Source organism: Streptomyces sp. NPDC048275 (assembly GCF_040652275.1).
Taxonomy (GTDB): domain Bacteria; phylum Actinomycetota; class Actinomycetes; order Streptomycetales; family Streptomycetaceae; genus Streptomyces.
This window is the reverse complement of sequence record NZ_JBEZLR010000041.1, coordinates 45,019-59,193: the sequence shown is the minus strand read 5'-3', so window position 1 is coordinate 59,193 and position 14,175 is coordinate 45,019. Positions and strand designations below refer to the sequence as shown.

Annotated in this window: 12 protein-coding genes and 3 pseudogenes; 7 read left to right on the top strand and 8 right to left on the bottom strand. The window is 69.4% G+C overall.

Features of this window, described 5'->3' with window-relative positions; translation table 11 throughout:
* Positions 1 to 123 precede the first annotated feature (123 nt).
* The 3 genes from AB0D57_RS24010 (at position 124) to AB0D57_RS24000 (ending at position 3,832) form a co-directional block, all read left to right on the top strand.
* Entirely contained in the window at positions 124 to 822 is a 699-nt protein-coding gene (locus AB0D57_RS24010; RefSeq protein ID WP_362076422.1) for a TetR/AcrR family transcriptional regulator, read from the top strand.
* Between the two features lie 55 nt (positions 823 to 877).
* Positions 878 to 2,401 carry an FAD-dependent monooxygenase gene (locus AB0D57_RS24005; RefSeq protein ID WP_362076419.1) on the top strand — a complete coding sequence of 508 codons (1,524 nt, stop codon included), beginning with the start codon at positions 878 to 880 and terminating at the stop codon, positions 2,399 to 2,401.
* Between the two features lie 216 nt (positions 2,402 to 2,617).
* Positions 2,618 to 3,832, top strand: a complete 1,215-nt coding sequence (locus tag AB0D57_RS24000; RefSeq protein WP_362076416.1) for an SGNH/GDSL hydrolase family protein — start codon at positions 2,618 to 2,620, stop codon at positions 3,830 to 3,832.
* 325 nt (positions 3,833 to 4,157) lie between these two features.
* Here the strand turns inward: AB0D57_RS24000 and AB0D57_RS23995 are convergent.
* A pseudogene (locus AB0D57_RS23995) lies at positions 4,158 to 4,370 on the bottom strand (hypothetical protein); the annotation flags it as partial.
* 63 nt (positions 4,371 to 4,433) lie between these two features.
* A complete protein-coding gene (locus AB0D57_RS23990) occupies positions 4,434 to 5,468 on the bottom strand; it encodes an FAD:protein FMN transferase (RefSeq protein ID WP_362076412.1) in 1,035 nt (344 codons plus the stop codon).
* Positions 5,469 to 5,768: 300 nt separating this feature from the next.
* Between AB0D57_RS23990 and AB0D57_RS23985 the strand changes: the two genes are divergently transcribed.
* Entirely contained in the window at positions 5,769 to 6,845 is a 1,077-nt protein-coding gene (locus tag AB0D57_RS23985; protein WP_362076410.1) for an NAD(+)/NADH kinase, read from the top strand.
* 43 nt (positions 6,846 to 6,888) lie between these two features.
* On the opposite strand, the pseudogene AB0D57_RS23980 reads toward AB0D57_RS23985, so the two are convergent.
* From AB0D57_RS23980 to AB0D57_RS23965, 4 genes and pseudogenes are all read right to left on the bottom strand, one after another.
* A pseudogene (locus AB0D57_RS23980) lies at positions 6,889 to 7,014 on the bottom strand (RNA-guided endonuclease TnpB family protein); the annotation flags it as partial.
* A gap of 26 nt (positions 7,015 to 7,040) precedes the next feature.
* Positions 7,041 to 7,307 carry a hypothetical protein gene (locus AB0D57_RS23975; protein ID WP_362076407.1) on the bottom strand — a complete coding sequence of 89 codons (267 nt, stop codon included), beginning with the start codon at positions 7,305 to 7,307 and terminating at the stop codon, positions 7,041 to 7,043.
* A complete protein-coding gene (locus AB0D57_RS23970) occupies positions 7,277 to 7,639 on the bottom strand; it encodes a hypothetical protein (protein ID WP_362076404.1) in 363 nt (120 codons plus the stop codon). Before AB0D57_RS23970 ends, AB0D57_RS23975 begins: the two co-directional genes overlap by 31 nt.
* A 301-nt stretch (positions 7,640 to 7,940) precedes the next feature.
* Positions 7,941 to 9,065 (bottom strand): hypothetical protein, encoded by a 1,125-nt coding sequence (locus AB0D57_RS23965; RefSeq protein ID WP_362076401.1) that lies wholly within the window; start codon positions 9,063 to 9,065, stop codon positions 7,941 to 7,943.
* Between the two features lie 33 nt (positions 9,066 to 9,098).
* Here AB0D57_RS23965 and AB0D57_RS23960 point away from each other — a divergent pair, with 33 nt between their 5' ends.
* Positions 9,099 to 9,767, top strand: coding sequence for a hypothetical protein (locus AB0D57_RS23960; RefSeq protein ID WP_362076398.1), 669 nt, complete (start codon positions 9,099 to 9,101; stop codon positions 9,765 to 9,767).
* Positions 9,768 to 9,898: 131 nt separating this feature from the next.
* Here AB0D57_RS23960 and AB0D57_RS23955 read toward each other — a convergent pair whose 3' ends face one another.
* Complete coding sequence (locus tag AB0D57_RS23955; RefSeq protein ID WP_362076395.1) at positions 9,899 to 11,179, bottom strand: SpoIIE family protein phosphatase; 1,281 nt, start codon at positions 11,177 to 11,179, stop codon at positions 9,899 to 9,901.
* Between the two features lie 325 nt (positions 11,180 to 11,504).
* On the opposite strand from AB0D57_RS23955, the pseudogene AB0D57_RS23950 reads away from it, so the two are divergent.
* Both AB0D57_RS23950 and AB0D57_RS23945 read left to right on the top strand, forming a co-directional pair.
* Positions 11,505 to 11,609, top strand: a pseudogene (locus AB0D57_RS23950) (enoyl-CoA hydratase); the annotation flags it as partial.
* A gap of 91 nt (positions 11,610 to 11,700) precedes the next feature.
* Positions 11,701 to 13,302 (top strand): GMC family oxidoreductase N-terminal domain-containing protein, encoded by a 1,602-nt coding sequence (locus AB0D57_RS23945; RefSeq protein ID WP_362076392.1) that lies wholly within the window; start codon positions 11,701 to 11,703, stop codon positions 13,300 to 13,302.
* 163 nt (positions 13,303 to 13,465) lie between these two features.
* On the opposite strand, the gene AB0D57_RS23940 is transcribed toward AB0D57_RS23945, so the two are convergent.
* Entirely contained in the window at positions 13,466 to 14,173 is a 708-nt protein-coding gene (locus tag AB0D57_RS23940; protein WP_362076389.1) for an SDR family NAD(P)-dependent oxidoreductase, read from the bottom strand.
* Between the last annotated feature and the right edge of the window lie 2 nt (positions 14,174 to 14,175).

Genomic DNA, 14,175 nt, shown 5'->3' with positions numbered 1-14,175 from the left:
GTCACCTGTTTGGGGCTACGAGTAGCGGCGAAAGACACAAGTCCGCGAATCCTCGGGACCGTACGCCACTTTGGTACGGCGCACTAATTTGGATCGCTGCACCAAATGTGGCACCGTCGAGGTATGACGACGCGAGCACGCCGACCACAGCGGCGCAACCAGGTGCTCTCCCGGGAGCAGATCATCGACACTGCGGTCGAGATGCTCGATGCGGGCGGCGAGAGCGCGCTGACCATCCGGGCGCTGACCGAACGGCTGTCCACCGGTTCCGGGGCGATCTACTACCACGTGGGCACCCGTGACGAGCTGCTCGACACGGCGACGGAAACCGTGATCGGTGCGGCCCTGGCGACCCGGCCCGCCGGGACCGGGGCCACGCCCGGGGACGAGATCCGTGTCGTCGCGCTGGCCCTGTTCGACGCGATCGCCGCACATCAGTGGCTTGCCACGCGGCTGACCCTCCAGATCATCCGGAATCCGGTCGGCCCGGTGACGGTGGGGATCTTCGAGCGGATCGGCGGGCAGGTGGGCGCCCTGGGCGTGCCGCGAGCCTCCTGGTTCGACGCGGCCTCGACGCTCGTGCACTACATCCTCGGAGCCGTCAGCCAGAACGCCCGCATTGAGGGGGACACCTCAGGGATCGACCCCAGCGGGGATCTCGACGAGTTCTTCGACGCGGCGTCGACGGCATGGCAGGGGCTCGACCCGCAGGCTTACCCGTTCATGCACGCCATCGTCGGCCAGATGAGAGAGCACGACGACCGCGAGCAGTTCCTCACCGGCATCGCCGTCATCCTCGACGGCCTCACCCATCTGTGCTGACCCGGCCGATCTGGCCGGGTGACCCCATCGTTCGTTTCTCGAAGGGACACCTCTCATGCATGACGTGGTGATCGCGGGCGGCGGCCCGGTTGGTCTGTTCCTGGCCAGCGAGCTGGCCCTGTCCGGCTGCTCGGTTCTGGTCCTTGAGCGGGACCCGGAACTCACCTCGCCCCTGAAAGCGTTCCCGCTCGGGCTGCGGGGCCTGAACGCCGGGTCGGCCGAGACGTTCTACCGCCGCGGCCTTCTGGAAGCGATGGCGCAGGCTTCGGGAGTCAACCCGGAGAAGGTGGGCGCGGATCCGGAAGCGGTCGAGGCGCCCGACCCTCGTGAGCTGAGCCATTTCGCGGGCATGACGCTCGACGCGGCCGACATCGACACAGCCGCTTTCCCGTCCCGGCTGCCCAGCCCGGCGATGGAGGGGTTCATGACGAGCCTGGAAGCGATCGGAGCGGTGCTGTCCGAGCGGGCCACCGCGCTCGGAGCCGAGAACATCCGGAATGCTCCCGTCACGGCCGTGGCGCAGGACACCGAATCTGTCCTCGTCACGGCAGGCGGCCAGGAGTACCAGGGGCGCTGGCTGGTGGGCTGCGACGGCGGGCGCAGCACCGTTCGTCAGCTCGCCGGCATCGAATTCGTCGGCACCGAGCCACTGTTCACCGGCTACGTCGCCAAGGTCACCTTCGCCGATCCCGAGCAGCTGCCGCTCGGGTTCAACCTGACGCCGAACGGCATGTATCTGCGTACGCCCCTCGAAGGGCACCTGGGCATGATGGACTTCGACGGCGGCACCTTCGACCGCTCCCAGCCGCTGACCCGCGAGCACCTGCAGACGGTCCTGCGCCGCATCAGCGGCACCGACGTGACGCTGAACGAGGTCCATCTCGCCTCCAGCTTCACCGACCGCGCGATGCAGACGACGACGTATCGCGAGGGCCGGGTGCTGCTCGCTGGCGACGCAGCACACATCCACTCGCCCCTGGGCGGCCAGGGCCTCAACCTCGGCATCGGCGACGCCGTCAACCTCGGCTGGAAGCTCGCCGCCACCGTGCGTGGCTCCGCTCCCGAGGGTCTGCTCGACACCTACACCACCGAGCGGCACCCCGTCGGCGCCGCCGTGCTCGACTGGTCCCGCGCCCAGGTCGCGACCATGAAGCCGGGCCCCAACGCCCCCGCGCTGCGTCAACTCGTCCACGATCTGATGAGCACCACCAACGGAACGACCCACGTGTACCGAAAGACGTCGGGGCTGTTCAACCGCTACGACCTGGGCAGCGAACAGCCCCTCATCGGCCGCACCGCCCCGGACTTCCGCTTCGAGGACGGCACTCGCCTCGGCGAACTGCTGCACCAGGGGCAGGGAGTTGTGCTCGACTTCAGCACCGACCGTGCGCTGCAGGTCGCGGCCAAGGGGTGGGCAGGCCGGATCCACTACGCGGCCGGCCCGGCGCGCAACGACCTCGGGCTGGGTGCCGCGCTGATTCGGCCCGACGGCGTCGTGGCCTGGGCGAGCGAGCCCGCCCCGGATCGCGACGCGTTCGAGCAGGCGGCTGCCCAGTGGTTCGGCGCGCCGCAGAGCTAGAACGACCGGCGGCTCCCCGCCCGTTCCAGACGCGGTGCCGTTCACCCGCTGCGGATCGACCTCCCCTGCGCCGGAGCATCGGTGTCTGGAAGCGCAAGACCGCGAACGAGGCCCAGGCCCCTCTACCGCATCACGCAAGGCCGCCTGCCACCGAACTCGTCGCGCACCAACACCTCAAGCACCGCCGTAATACCCGACAGCCGAAGGGCAACGACCGTGAACAGCGCCATCAACACCCCCTCCAGCTGCGAAGGTTCTGCCCCGCACACAGTTGCATGGGTTCGCACCTGGGGCGCCTCCCCGCAGGCACCGGACAACTCCGTCAGCTGCATCGAGCCCTTCGAGAACGCGACGCTGCGGCAGATCGTCCGCATCACAGGCGGCGGACACCGCATCCGCATCCGCATCAGCAACGAGTACGGAACCGCACCGCTGACCATCGGCGCCGCCCGTGTCGCCATCACGGACACCGACGACGGAATCCAGCACGGAAGCGATCACGCGGTGACCTTCAGCGGCCAGCCGAGCGCCACCGTGCCGGCGGGCGCGCCGATCCTCAGTGACCCCATCGATCTGCGGACCGCCGCGCTGTCGCGGCTGACCATCAGCCTCTACCTGCCTGACCGAGTCGACACCGCAACCTGCCACGGGACCTTCCACACGCTCGGCTGGCTCATCCCCGGCGACGCGACCGCCTTCGTGTCGCTGCCCGCGGACGCCGCCCCCTTGCCAGCACAAGCCCTGATCACGGCCGTGGAAGTACAGCCTGAGACACCGACCGAGGCCATCGCCGTAATCGGCGACTCTCGCGTCGATGGCATGGGATCCACCCCCGGTACCGACCGACGCTGGACGGACAGGCTCGCCGAACGTCTGGCAGCCCGCGGCGGACAGGCACGCTGTGTGGTCAGCCAGGGCATCAGCGGCAACCGCATGCTCATCGACGGCATCGGCACAGCCGCCCTCGCCCGCTTCGATCGCGATATCCTCGCCACGCCCGGCCTCGGCCACGTGGTGATCGCCGTGGGCAACGACCTCATCTTCTCCTTCGCTCCACGCACCGAGGAGACCGCCGGATTCCTCTCGATGTTCCCTGGCTCACCCGTCGGCGTCGACGACATCATCGCGGCCCACCTTCAGCTGGCAGCACGCGCCCGCGCGCACGGCGTAAAGGTCTACGCTGCGACCATCGCCCCCTACGGCAGCTCGGAAATGTACTCCGCCGAGGGTGACAAGGCACGCGAGCAGGTCAACGCATGGATCCGCACAAGCGGCGCCTTCGACGGCGTGCTCGACTTCGACGCCGTGTGGCGCGACCCTGCCGATCCCAGCCGCATCCGCAGCGGCCTGCACATGGGCGACAACCTCCACGGCAGTGACGCGGGCTATGCCGCCCTCGCGGAGTCCATCGACCTCTCCCTCTTCGACTGATCCCTGACCGAGTGGTTTCTGAGCTACCTTCGCGGCAGAAGGAGCGTCCCCCTGGATGCACCCGACAACGCCGCGGCGTTCGGCATATGCGGTGATCGCACACGCCGAACGCCCTGGCGGGCCGTCAGGAGCCGCCCATCCAATCGTGCTGTATGGAGGTCGCCATCGCCGGGCGATGCCGCCGCCCTGGCTGTCCCCTCACGAATACCGCTCCCTGATGGCAAAACAGCACCCGCTTGTGGGGACCAGTTGGGGACCACACGGTGTGCGCGATGGCGCACGAAGGAGGCTGCTGCAACCCCCTCTTACCCCCCGGACGTTGTTTGACGCCGGCCAAGTCGAAGCCGGACAGCTCTGCGCGGGCGTTCTCCAGCGGGCGCCGCCCCAACTCGCGTACCTCCTCGACTCTCTCCCAGAGCCTTGAGAGCCTGGGGACCCCCAGCTCGGCGCCAGAGAGGTACTCGTGGTTGCCGGTGACGAAGAACGCACCGTGGCGGGCCCGTAGTTGGGCGCGCGGTGCGACGGCAGGGGCGAGGTCCGGCGCGGTCCTTTCCTTGAACATGTCTCCCGAGGCCGGCGAGCCCTGTGCCGGGAGGGTGCCTCACCCGGAGGCTTCGGTCTTGATCTTTTCGAGGGCGTCGTTGAACCCGTCGGGCGTGTGACTGTTCCCCGCCACGCGGTCCAGGGCCACGTCATCGATGTTCCTGCCGACTACGACGGCCGGGACCGCCTCGGCGAAGCGTCTCTGAAACTCGAGCGACGTTTCGTCCGTCGCGTGGGGAGTGATGTCGACAGCGGTGATCTCGTCGTCTTCGAGGGTGACGGACACCCCGACTCGATCCCCGGGTCCCGTACTCACCGTCCACGGTGTATTCGCCGTCCTTGTACGGGCCACGGCCGGATGCGGAGCCGGAAGAGGCGGTGCCGGTGCTCGAAGCGGACGGTGTGTTCGCGCTGTCCGTGTCCGTGGTGGCACAGCCGGCGATCGCGGCCGTGACGGAGATTCCAGGCCGATTCGGATGGCCCGCTCACCCGCATGGAGCAGGTCGCCGCTCCCATCGACGACGAACCGGGTGTGGCCGGCTTCGCGAAGGATCGCCGAGAGGAGGTCGACCAGGTAGCCCTTTCCGGCTGCCCTGACGTCGATCACCAGCAGCCGTCGTGTGACAAGGGTCGTACCGTCCCGGTCGACGTCCGCACCCCAGCTCGCGCGGCCCCGCGTGCGCTCGGCCGCCCGGACCTCGTCGGGCGCGGGAGTGAGGGAGTACGCAGGGTCGTAGCCGAGGAGTTCCAGTTCCCGGCCGACGAGCGGGTCCACGGCGCCTTCAGTGGCCGTGTACAGGCGGTCGTAGAGACCGAAAAGGTTGATCGAGTCCTCGGGGAACTCGAACCGGCCCCCGTCGGCGGTGGCGATCCGGGACACCAGGGAGTCCGGACGGAAGCGGGAGTACGTGGCGTCGAACCGTCGGGTCCGGTCGAGGAGGTGGGAGCGCAGGCTCGCGCTCAACGGCTCGTCCGTGTCGATCTGCCAGTGGGTGCCGATGGCATCGAAGGCGAACCGGCTGCCCCGCGGCTGCGGCCCACCCAGGACGGCCGGTCCTGAGACCTGTTCCGAACCGGGCCTGACGTCGTTCACAACTGCTGCTTCCTGCGGGATCTTCCAGTCAGATCCAGGTTTGCGACTTCGGCCGCTCCGTGGCAGAGCGTGTTGTGCCGGGGAGCGGCGTTCCAGGGAGTGACAGGGCCCCTCACATGGCCCTCGCCGATGGGCCGACACCGACAGGCTGCACGGACCGACCGAGAACGGGCGGCGTGGCGTCTCCACCCGGTGGGGGGTTCGCGGCGAGCATGACGCATGTACGCATGTGACGCATGGTCGCCGGGCGGTTGGCCCTCGCGGGTAACGAAGCCGATGAGTGGGTGCGTGGGAGCAGACGTGACGGTGAATCGTATCGGCCTGGTCGTGCACGGCGGACGGCGGGAAGCCGCGCTCGCGGCGCGCACGGTGCGTGCGTGGTGCGACGATCAGGGCGCCGAGTGCGCGGACATCGACGTGTGGCAGGACGGCGGGCGCCGCAGCGCCGGGGAAGAGGTCGCCGCCGCGGGCGATCCTGACCTCATTGTCACCTTGGGCGGTGACGGGACCTTCCTGCGCGGCGCTCGGCTGGCCGCCGAGAACGACGCCCTGGTCCTGGGTGTCGACCTCGGTCGGGTCGGCTTCCTGACGGAGGTCCCGGTGGACTCGGTGCGCTCGGCCCTGGACGCCGTACGTGAGGGGCGGCTGACTGTGGAGAGCCGCATGTTGCTGACCCTGCGGGCCTCGTGTCGACTGGAGGTGCCCTCCGACATGGAGGCGTTGCTGCGGTACGGACGCGGGCCGCTGCTGCCGCCCCCGCAGGTGCGCACCGACTGCGAGTCCGACAACGAGTGGGGCATCGCGCTGAACGTCATCGCGTTGAACGACGTCGTCCTGGAGAAACTCTCCAGGGACCGGCAGGTGTCGGTCGGCGTCTACGTCGGCGGACGGCTCCTGGCGTCGTACTCCGCCGACGCACTGCTGGTGGCCACGCCGACGGGCTCGACCGCCTACAGTTTCGCCGCCGGAGGCCCGGTCGTCTCGCCGCGTGCCGAGGCCCTCATCTTCACACCGGTCGCCCCACATATGGCGTTCAACCGCTCGGTCGTGGCCGCGCCGGACGAGCCGATCGGGCTGCGGGTACTGGAGCGGTCGGGCCAGGCAGCCGTCAGCATCGACGGCCAGCTGCGCGGCGTGCTCCATCCAGGGGACTGGATCGGGGTCTACGCCGCTCCGCGGCGCCTGCGCGCGGTCCGGCTGGGGCCGATGGACTTCTATGGCCGGCTCCGTCGGCGGATGAACCTGACCGACGCGCCGGCCGCGGTCGCCGACGGCAGCCCCGCTCCGCTGTGGTCGGTGACGACACCGCCGCCGGGGGACCTCGCGCATCTGGTCCTGCCCTCCGTGGGGGAGGCGCCCGGCTTTTGCGACGACTGAGGAGATTGAATCCTCTCCTTCGTGAGCGAGGGAGATTCCTGGCTCATGCTGCTCGGTCGCTCAGCGAGCGATCGAGTCTTACGCGATCGGCACCAGCCGGGTTCGGACCAGCCCGGACGAGCATCATGCGGGCGGAGTTCTTGTCCCTGAGGGATGCGGCTCCGCACGCGTCGTAGACAGCGCCGAGGTGATGGATTACGCCCGGCTCTCCGGCCCGCCCGCGTGCGCAGCGGCGTGGCGCAGTGAGCGGTAGGACACCACGGCCCAGGCGGCGATGAGCAGGGTGTAGAGGACGACGGCAGCCCAGACGAACAATTGTGAGCCGGTACGGGCAGCGAGGGCGCCGGTGCCGGTGACGCAGGCGCCGAGGGGGAAGGTGAAAGACCACGAGGTGGGCGCGAAAGGTAGCCCCGCTCGGAACTCCCGTACGGTCAGCGCCGCGGCGAGTGCCAGCCACAGCATGGCGAAGCCCCACACCCCCACTCCGCCAGCAGCGCGAAGACTGCCGCGCCGTGCGCGTACGGGGCGGGCAGCGCACTCGGCGCCGCTGCGGCCAGCGCACCCAGCTCCGTCACGACTTGGCCCAGCGCCCCCAGGCCGATCCACACCGTAGGCACCATCGCACCAGTGGGCGCGTCATGGTGCACCACGCGGCTATAGACCATGGCCAGCACCAGCAGTGCCGCCACCAGGCCGAGCCCGAACATCGCGTAGCAGCCCAGCAGCAGGGCGAGCCGCGCCTGCCCGGCCGGCATGTGCGGGACGAGCAGCGCGCCCGTCGTGGCTGAGACCAACGGCGGCACCACCGGCATCAGCCAGCCACCGAACGCGCGTCCGGTGCGAAGCGGTGCCGGGTGACCATCAGGTACGGCACCGTACGTCGCTAGTCTCCTGCGCGTCCTCGACGGCCATGTCGACGCCGAGGCGGGTGCCTGGCCAGGTGGTCACCTCGTTGCCGTCGGCCGACACCACGTTCAGCTGGTAGCGGCCGCCGAATCGCCGTTAGTTGGCAAAACAAACTGACTAATGGGGTGTCCGGCACTGCAGGACCCGCCGCCCGCGCGGTGTACTCGATTCTGATGCCTGTGAGGCGTCCTACCAGGGCGTGATCGCCAGTTTGAACCAGGCGGCGCCTTCCCGATCGACGTTCTCGGCGCGCAGCGTCTCGCTCGCCAGTGCGGCGAAGGCCTCGTCGTCCACCCCGAGGTATGCCCGTACGACCGCGTACTCCTGGGCGTCGTCATGGAGCACGCGATCGGCGGTGGCCCGGTCGAGCCTGCCCAGATTCCAGAGCAGATCCACTATCGGAGCCACCCGCTCACGGCTCTGCTCGGTGACGAAGCCGGCCAGGAAACTTTTGGCGATGTCCGTCGCGAACGGGTTGAGGTCCGCCATCCACTCTCGCCGCAGCCACAGTGCCGCGTGTGACACCCGCCCTCGGGAGTCCAGGTCGAGCGTGAGGTCCACATGCTCCTGGAAGCCGCCGGTCTTGAGGCGCACCTTCGTTCCGTCCGCTTCGGTCGTACGGCCGCCGGCCGTCTCGTGCACGTGGAAGAAGCTGAAGAAGTCGCTGTTTTGCAGGTCCGCGTACGGCACCCGGGTCGGCTCTCCCGAGAGATCACCCCACACCGACGGCCACAGGAAGGCCGAGAAGATGACCTTGCCGAGGTCGGCCCTGGTGATGAGCCAGCCGTACTCGTGCTCCACCGCGTCCACGCCCGCGGCGTTTTGCTCGTGGCACAACAGGGATCGGCCCGGCCAGGGATCGTGGAAAAGGACGGTGTCGTCGTCGGCGGCCATCAGATTGATGCAGTGCCCGGAGCGACCGTCGTACACATTGACGGGTATGCCCCTGGCGTCGAGCGTGATGAGGGCCCGGGCGAGGAGATCAACCAGAGCGGCCGGGGGAAAGGCGATCACGCGCTCGATGGCGGCGGTCGGCACCTCGGGCCGTCCGGCCGCCAGCAGACAGACCGGACGCACTCCGGACAGCAGGCCGAAAGTGCGCCAGGTCTGCTCCAGCGTGGCACCCCGCTGCGGGTCGCCGTAGAGTTCCCGCCCCTCCGCGCTGCTGCTCAGTTGGATGAACGCCGCCTCCAGGATGGCGACCCCCAGCGAACGGGGCACGGCGCGGGCCACTGTCTCGTCCGGCTGAGCCAAGTCCGGGTGAGCCGGGCCCTGTTGAGCCGGGCCGGGGCCGGAGAAGAGTATCTCTTCCATCCAAATACGGTATCCGGCCGATAGTGTGAAAGTGTGGCAGATTCCTCGATTCCCATCACGCGCATCCAGCAGTACGTGGTGGAGCGGTGTCCGCACTGCGCCGAGCGGCACCGGTTCGCGCTCGGCTTCGGCCGACGTGCCGTTCTCACCTTCGGAGGCGTCACGCCCAGCGCCGGTCTGACCTGCCCGACGACGGGTGCGCCGATCGTCGTAGAGCTGGAACTCGGCGAGAACGAGACCTACGTCGGTCCCGTCGACCCCTCGGCGGGCGCCACCGTGACCGTCGCGCTCCCCGAGGCGGCTGCCGCGGTGGCGGGGGGCAATGACGGCGAACGCTCCGAGTGGCGCAAGGGGTCACGTGCGACGGCACTCGACTTCTGCCGGACCATGCTGACCACCAGCAGCGGCGCGATACCCGTCTACACGGCCGTGCTCAACTACGTGGGGATCAAGGGGATATCGGGATCCTTCAACGGCCGACTGAGCGTGCTGCCCATGGTTCTCTTTCTGCTCGCGGCCGTGGCGTTCATCCTCGCGCTGGTTCCCACCCTCGCCGCCGTGGCCGACGAGAGCGGCTTCCGGGAGTTCCGCGACCGGCGCCTGCGTCTCCTCGACCGGTACATCAGAACGGGGGTCGTGCTGTTCGTGGCGGCGATGGCGCTCTCCGTCTACTTCCTGTTCGCCGCCCTGGGCACGGCCTGACGCCGGCCGGGCCCCGCTCCGTACGATACGGGCCACGGGTGGTGGTTCCATGTCGGCCGCCGCGTAAGCCATCGCGTTGGACCGGCTGAGATTGTGGTCAGACATGGGCGCCTCGGTACTTCGCTCGTGGTCTACAGCGCCACGGTGATCAGGGCGATGTCGTCGCGGCCGCCGCCACTCACGCCGAGGTGCGCGAGGACCGTGTCGGCGAGGTGTTCGGGGGCCATGTAGCGGTGGCGGGTGAGGACGTCGGTGAGACGGTGCAGGCCGGTATCGATGTCCTCGCCGCGGCGTTCGATGAGTCCGTCGGTGTAGAGCACGAGGGTGTCGCCGGGGGTGTAGAGCAGGTCGGCCTGCGGGCGAGGCGTGTGGTGGAGGCGGGCGCCCAGCGGTGGGTCGGTGGCCTGGTCGAGCAGGTCGAAGGTGCCGTCGGCGTGCACCAGGACCGGCGGAGGATGGCCCGCGCTGCTGTAGACGATCTGGTGGGCGTGGACGTCGATGACGACTTTCACCACCGTGGTGGCCAGAGCACCGTCCACCGAGCGGGCGTACAGGCCCAGGACTTCCAGGGCTCTGGCGGGCTCGTGCAGGGCCCGGACGGCGGCGGACAGAGCGCTCCGGAGCATGCCCATGACCGCGGCGGCCTCCAGGCCGTGGCCGACGACGTCGCCGACTGCGACCGAGAAGCCGTCGTCCGGCAGGTCGGCCACGTCGTACCAGTCGCCGCACACGTTCAGGGAGCCGGCGGCGGGCAGATAGCGCACGGCGATGTTCGAGTGCCGCGCCAGATCGGGCGAGTGGAGCATGGCCTCCTGAAGGGTGACGGCGACCTGGCGTTCCCGCGCGTGGGCCCTGCGTAGTTCCTCGTTCAGCCGCTGCAGCTCGCGGGCCCGCGCGTACAGCTCGGCTTCGGTCGTCTCCCGCACACTGAGCCCCCTTCCCGGGCGGGGGAGCGACGGGCGGGAGAGCACGAAATCGGTCACGTCTTCCACCCGGTGGATGATCCACGCCACCTGCCCGTCCGGCCCGAGGATGGGAGTGTTGATCGGGGACCACCACCGTTCCTCGAACACTCCTGGCCGGCCGGCGACGGGGATGTCGTACTTCTGCACCGCCATGGTGTCCGGTTCTTTCGAGCGCAGGACCCAGTGCAGAGACGCAGCCAGATTCCGCACCCCGTCGGCCTGTGGGTCCCCAGGGTTGTCGGGAAACGCGTCGAACAGGTACTGGCCCACCAGATCCCCCCGGGTGAAGCCGGTCGCCGTCAGATACGCCTGATTGACAGCAATGATCACCAGATCGGGACCCAGCACCAGATTCGGGCTGGGCGTCGCGGCGAACAGTGCCTCGTAGTCGATCGGTGCCCTCGCCACACACTCTCCCGTACCATCCCGTAGCCGCCACGGCTGCATGCTCCCTGTCTTCACTATGGGGCCAGCCCACCACAGGCGCGCCGCGAGCCACCGGCAGGAACGCCAGGGTGGCCCTTCAGCGCGGCCCGGACTCTTGCGGTCTGAAGTCGCCGAGGGCTTGAGGCAGACGGCGTGATCGCCGCGCAGATGATGAGCGACCTGCCGGACGTCCTGGACGCGGCCGACGCCGACGACGTACGCGTCATCGTCGTGACCGGCGCCGGGCGGGGCTGGTGTGCGGACGCCGACGGGCAGCGGCTCCTTCGACCACCGCAAGGCGGGCGCCCGGCACCGGGACACCGGGGGCGGCCGGTTCTCGCTGCGGATGTGCTCCTCGGCCAAGCCGGTCATCGCCGCGGTCAACGGCCCGGCGGCGGGCGTCGGGGCCAGCATGACCCTGCCCATGGACGTCCGGCCGGCCTCGACCTCGGCGAAGTCCGGGTTCGTCTTTGTGCGACGGGGCATCGTGCCGGAGTCCGCCGCGGAGTGGCGCGGCGGCATCGACCAGAGGGAGTGCACCTGTGACGGCGTACGACTACATCATCGTGGGGGCCGGTTCCGCCGGCTGCGTGCTGGCCAACCGCCTCTCCGAGGACTCGCGGACGAGCGTGCTGCTGATCGAGGCCGGGGGAAGGGACTCCAGCCCGTTGATCAGGATGCCCAAGGGCTTCGGCAAGCTCCTTGGCGACCCCCGGTTCGCCTGGCACTACCCGGTGGAACCGGTGGGGCCGACCGGCCGGGTCGAACTGTGGACCAGAGGCAGGACGTTGGGCGGATCGAGCTCCGTCAACGGCATGGTCTACAACCGTGGTGACCGTGCCGACTACGACGAACTCGAAAGGCTCGGCAATCCCGGCTGGGGCTGGGACACGATGCTGCCCGTCTTCAAGCGGATCGAGGACAACGCGCTCGGTGCCTCGGAGGTCCGGGGAGCCGGTGGACCGCTGCACATCTCGACCGCGGCGCGGCCGGAACAGCTCTGCGAGGAAGCGATCGCGGCGGGCGCCGACCTCGGCTGGAGCCGTACGGAAGACCTCAACGCGAGCGACGACGAGCGCATCGGCTACGCCATGGCCACCATCAAGGACGGGCAGCGGTTCAGCGCCGCCCGTGCCTTCCTGCATCCGGCCCAGGACCGGACGAACCTGACCGTGGCCGTGGACACCGTGGTCACGAAGGTCCTGGTCGAGAACGGCCGGGCCGTCGGCGTCCGCACCCGGAGCAAAGGACTGGAGGCCGAGTTCCGCGCCGGCCGCGAAGTGATTCTGTCCGCGGGCAGCATCGCCACACCGAAGATCCTCCAGCTGTCGGGCATCGGCCCGGCACAGACACTGAAGGCGGCAGGCGTCGACGTGGTGGCCGACAGTCCGCACGTCGGTGGCAGGCTGCGTGAACACCGCTGTTTCGTCGTCCAGTATCGACTCGCGGACAACCTCGGCTACAACAAGTCGCTGAGCACGCCGCTCCGGCAAGGGCTGTCCGGGCTGAAGTACCTGGCGACCCGTCGCGGACCGCTGGCCGCGCCCGCCTTCGACGTGATCGCCTTCTTCAAGACCCGCCCCGAACTGGCCCGCCCGGACGCGCAGTTGCTGATCGCGCCGATTTCCCTCGAACCGGAGGTACCCGGCAAGGAGAACGGCGTGGAGCGGGAGCCCGGAGTGATGGGCCTCGGCTACGTACTGCGCCCCACCGCCGAGGGAAGCCTGCACATCACCTCGGCCGATCCCGAGGCCCCGCTCGTCATCACGGCCAACTACTACGGTTCCGAACATGACCGGGGCGTGGGCACGGCCCTCTTCCGACGGATGCGGGAACTCTTCGAGACCGAGCCGATCGCCCGGCGGATTCAAGCCGAAACCCTGCCCGGCCCCGAGGTGCGCGGCGACCAGGAGATCATCGACGCCGGGCTCGAACACGGGCGCTGCGGATATCACGCCGTCGGGACCTGCGCGATGGGGCCGGCCGAGGACGACGTCGTCGACTCGCGGCTGCGGGTGCGCGGTGTCGAGGGGCTGCGCGTCGTCGACTGCTCGGTGATGCCGACCATGGTGTCAGGCAACCTCAATGGGCCGATCATGGCCATGGCATGGCGGGCGGCCGACCTCGTCCTCGACGGAGGCTGATCGATCGTACGAGATCTGGCGGATACGTTGTCATGGCCGACCGGATCGACCGAGCCCGCACCGGGAATCGCATCACGGGGCACCCCCTGCGCGTGGACGGCGGACGAGTGGCCCACCAGCCGTATGCGGCGGATCTGCGCGGCAGGTGATCGAGCCGGAGCCCTCACCAGGGGAGGGGGCCCGAGGCGTCGACGTAGCCTCCGGTCGGGCCGTCGGGGCCCACCTGCGCCATCCGTACGATGATCTCGGCGCCCTCCTCGACGGTCTGCGTGCCCGTGTTCCCGTTCAGGTCCGTCGCGGTGAAACCGGGCTCCACCGCGTTGATCCGCATCTCCGGAAACGCCTTCGCGTACTGCACGGTGATCATGTTGACCGTGGTCTTCGACGCCGGGTAGGCGACCCCCGGGTAGGCGTACGCCGGTGTGCCCTCGGCGCTGAGCCGGGTCAGCGAGGCCAGGCCGCTGCTGACGTTGACCACGACCGGGGCGGCGGACCGCCGCAGTAGCGGCAGGAACGCATGGGTGACACGCACCACGCCGAAGACGTTCGTCTCGAACAGCGACCGCATCATGTCGGCGGTCAGGTCCGCGGCGCCGACCACCGTGTTCCCTTCCCCACGTGCTTCGACACCGGCGTTGTTGACCAGCACGTCCAGTCCGCCGTGGGCCTCGATGGTCTTCACCGCGGCGGCGACGGACGCGTCGTCGGTGACGTCGATGACGACGGTCCGCGCCCCCAGCAGCTCGGCGGCATGGCGGCCACGCTCCGCGTCCCTGCTGCCGATGTAGACGGTGTGGCCTGCCGCGACCAGCTGACGGGCGGTCTCGAAGCCGAGACCCTTGTTCGCTCCGGTGATCAGTGTTGTTGTCATGC

What these genes read in the sequence shown, in the direction of transcription:
- AB0D57_RS24010 (WP_362076422.1), top strand. Translation starts at nt 124, where the DNA reads ATGACGACGCGAGCACGCCGACCACAGCGGCGCAACCAGGTGCTCTCC.
- AB0D57_RS24005 (WP_362076419.1), top strand. Translation starts at nt 878, where the DNA reads ATGCATGACGTGGTGATCGCGGGCGGCGGCCCGGTTGGTCTGTTCCTG.
- AB0D57_RS23975 (WP_362076407.1), bottom strand. Translation starts at nt 7,307, where the DNA reads ATGCTGTGGCTGGCACTCGCCGCGGCGCTGACCGTACGGGAGTTCCGA.
- AB0D57_RS23965 (WP_362076401.1), bottom strand. Translation starts at nt 9,065, where the DNA reads ATGGAAGAGATACTCTTCTCCGGCCCCGGCCCGGCTCAACAGGGCCCG.
- AB0D57_RS23955 (WP_362076395.1), bottom strand. Translation starts at nt 11,179, where the DNA reads ATGCAGCCGTGGCGGCTACGGGATGGTACGGGAGAGTGTGTGGCGAGG.
- AB0D57_RS23940 (WP_362076389.1), bottom strand. Translation starts at nt 14,173, where the DNA reads ATGACAACAACACTGATCACCGGAGCGAACAAGGGTCTCGGCTTCGAG.